This window comes from uncultured Thiodictyon sp., from assembly GCF_903946935.1.
In the GTDB taxonomy this organism is placed as follows: domain Bacteria; phylum Pseudomonadota; class Gammaproteobacteria; order Chromatiales; family Chromatiaceae; genus Thiodictyon.
On sequence record NZ_CAJAXH010000273.1, the window covers coordinates 1 to 3,269 of the forward strand.

General features: G+C 66.0%; 3 protein-coding genes. All 3 read left to right on the top strand.

What is annotated here, in order from left to right:
- Positions 1–421: hypothetical protein (locus QZX93_RS24100; protein WP_295390407.1), on the top strand; the 421-nt coding region annotated here is incomplete at its 5' end.
- An 87-nt stretch (positions 422–508) separates the two neighbouring features.
- The gene (locus tag QZX93_RS24105; protein ID WP_295394984.1) at positions 509–1,603 is read left to right on the top strand and encodes a DUF3150 domain-containing protein; all 1,095 of its coding nucleotides are present in this window, start codon (positions 509–511) and stop codon (positions 1,601–1,603) included.
- A 106-nt stretch (positions 1,604–1,709) separates the two neighbouring features.
- Positions 1,710–3,269, top strand: a 1,560-nt coding sequence (locus QZX93_RS24110; RefSeq protein WP_295390412.1) for a VWA domain-containing protein, incomplete at its 3' end; no start/stop codon positions are given.

Below are 3,269 nucleotides of genomic sequence, written 5' to 3' on the forward strand. Positions count from 1 at the left end.
CGATCCACCGGATCGCGGCCGACGTCTTTGGCGACTACTGGGATGGGTCGCAGCCGTGAACGGCAAGACCTACGAGCTGTTCCGTTTCACCCATCCGGATGGATCGGCCAAGGAGTGGGGCTACGCCGAGATGGGCACCGGTTCCGGACTCTTTGAGGTCCGGTGGGGGAAAGAAGGGCATCTGGTGCAAAACCAGATCGGTCTGACCCGCGCGGTCATCCATCAGCGTCGGACCGAGAAGATGAACAAGGGCTACCAGCCGGTGGGGCGGCGCCTGATCAACACGCAAGGGGAGGTCAGGCACCTCCCGCGCATTCAGTCGGCATCCGAGCACCCGCCGGCACCGCCGAAGAAACCGAAGCAGTCTGCCATCGACATCGCTGCCCTCCTGGGCGGGGATGAAGACGGCTTCTACTTCTAAACCGATCGTCCAATCCAACCGCCAACCGCGGCGCCTGTGGTCGCCGCCAGGCGGTCGCTTGCGCCCGGTTTGGCAAGGAGACAAACCGTGCAAGACAGACACCCTATCCATCACATCACGGACCAGATAACACTGGTCGTACTTGGCGTGAACATCTGGTCGGGCCGTAAAAAGCTCCGGCCGGAAGATTTGAAGCTCGGGACCGAGATCCCGCCGGAGGACCTCGTTTCGCTGGGGTCAAAGCGTATCTGCAACCCGGAGGCGCTGAAGGAGTTCCACCGGCTGAAGAAGGTCGGTGAACGCGCCTGTTTGCACCTCGGAACCCGCTTTCTTGGCGGGTTTGCGGTGCCCAACTGTCATGCCGAGTCCTTGGCGGACAAGCTGGAGACGGTGAAAGCCGCGTTTGATGCAGAGACCCAGACCTTCCTGTCCGGTTACGACCAGGCACTGGAGGAGTGGATCTCCAGCCTCCCTGCCTGGGAGGAGCCGATCAGGCGGGCGATCGAGCCGGCCAATGTGGTCGGCGGCCGTCTGCGCTTCGGCTTCCAGTTGGTTCAAATCGCCCCGGCAGATCAGCCGGGGACCCTGGAGCAGGAGGTCAACGGGCTCGGCGATGGCATTTTCGCCGAGGTTGAGCAGATGGCCCGGGAGCTGGATGAAAGCTTCGAGGGCAAGGAGAAGCTGCACCGTCGCGCGCTGGGGACCTTCCGGCGCATCCGGGAGAAATTGGCCTGTCTGTCGTTCATCGACCAACGGATTGCACCGGTGGTCGACACGATTGACGACTGGTTCGCCCGGGTGCCGTTGGAGGGCCCAATCGAGGGGGCGATCTTCAACGAGGGGATGGGTCTCGCGCTCTTACTTGGGGACTCCAAGCGGATGGCTCGGCACGGCGCCGGGCAACGGGCGATGCAGACCGGCGAGACGATGCCGGAACACGACGAAGAGACCGGCGCCGTGACCCTGGATGAGGCGCCAGTCGTCGCTGAGACGGCTGCACCGCCGGCCCCTGAGTTGTCCTTCGACGAGGAACTCGACGTGATCTTCGGGGCTGAGTCGGTGACATCCGACACACCTCAGGCCGCGGAGACGACCGACGACCTGCCGCGGGCGCTGCCTGCGGTTGAAGAGAAGGAAGAAGAGGTACTGGCCGTCGATGACGGCGGGGGCTTCTTCTTCTGACCCTGTGGCGGACGGCGCGCCTCGGCGCCCGATCCGCTATCCACCACCCCAGCGGGGCGCCGATCCCCGCCGGGGGTCGTGCGCCCCTGATTTTTTGGAGCGCACTATGAACAAGGGCAATCTGATGCAGGCCCTGCCGATCGTTGCCGCCGCCTACGGGCGGAAATTCGGCGTGAAGGTGCAGGTTGGGGGAGCCAAAGCCAGCACCGATGGCAGGACCATCGTCATCCCCGCGATCCGGGACGAGCCGGTGGCCAAGACGCTGGCATGGGGCTACCTGACCCACGAGGCCGCCCATGTGCGGTTTACTGACATGGGCGTGTACCGTCGGACCGCAATGAAGGGACCGCTCGTCAACGCGGTCCTCAACATCCTCGAAGATGTGCGGATCGAGAACGCGATCCTCGGGCCCTACCCAGGTTCCGTGAAGACCCTGGACGAGACGTTGGGATGGCTGGTCCGTGAGGGCGCAACCAGGGCGGCCAAGGAGGCCGACAGCCCGCCGATGGTCTTGACCTGCTTTCTCCTGACCATGCTGCGGTATCGCGTGCGACGGCAAGCGGTCTTAAAGGACCTGGCCGAGGAGTCTGAGCGGGTGCTGCGGATGACCTTCCCTGCCAGCTTCGTCCATCGCCTGCTGGGGCTTCTTGCTGAAGTCCCGGGGCTGGACAGCACGGCGTCCACCGCCGGTTTAGCGGACCGCATCGTGGCGCTGGTCGAGCAGGAGGCACAGGAGCCGCCGCCGGCGGCAGAGTCCGACGATGCGGCCGGCGATCAAGAGCCTGGTGAAGATGATGCGGCCGGGGACCCGGAGCCCGGCGATGACGATGCGGCCGGGGACCAAGAGCCCGACGAAGAGGAAGCGGCCGGGGACCAGGAGTCCGGCGACGACGAGGTAGCCGGGGGCCAAGAGCTTGGCGATGACGATGCGGCCGGGCGCGACGCCCTCCGGGCGATCCTCTCGGCTGGCGAAGACGAGCTGCCCGAGGACCTCTTCGAGGCCGTCGCCGAGGCCCTGAACGCGCAGACGGCGGGCACCGACACGCCGCTCCTGCCGTCCTTGGAGGACTACCAGGGCTACGCGGCAATCGGCAATACGCGTCTCGCCGCAGTGAAAGGAGAGTCCGCGAAGCTCGCGGCACGGCTCCAGGGCCTCGTCCAGGCCCACGACATGGCCAAGACCAGGACGGCGAGGCGGGGACGCGCATTGAGCACCCGGCATCTGCACCGGGCCGCGGTCGGGGACGACCGGATCTTTCAGCGCACTGACCAGCGGATGGCCCCCAACACGGCGGTCCATGTGTTGATTGACCTTTCGGGGTCGATGGCCGGTGGCGCTGATCGTATTGCGCTGGACGCGGCCATGTCCCTGGCCCTCGCGCTTGAGCCCATTCGGGGGGTGTCGTGTGCCGTCACCGCCTTTCCTGGTCCAAATGGGGAGGCAGAAATGGTCACCCGCATCACGAGCCACGGCGATCGCGTGGCGGCCCGGGCCGGCGCCTTCGTGCAGAACGCACGCGGCGGTACCCCGATGACGGGGGCGCTGTGGTATGCCGCGGCGGACCTGTTGGCGCGTCAGGAAGAGCGCCGGGTCATTCTGACCCTGACCGATGGCGGCCCAAATGACTGGGACAGCGCCAATGCGATGGTGATGCGTGCCGGCACC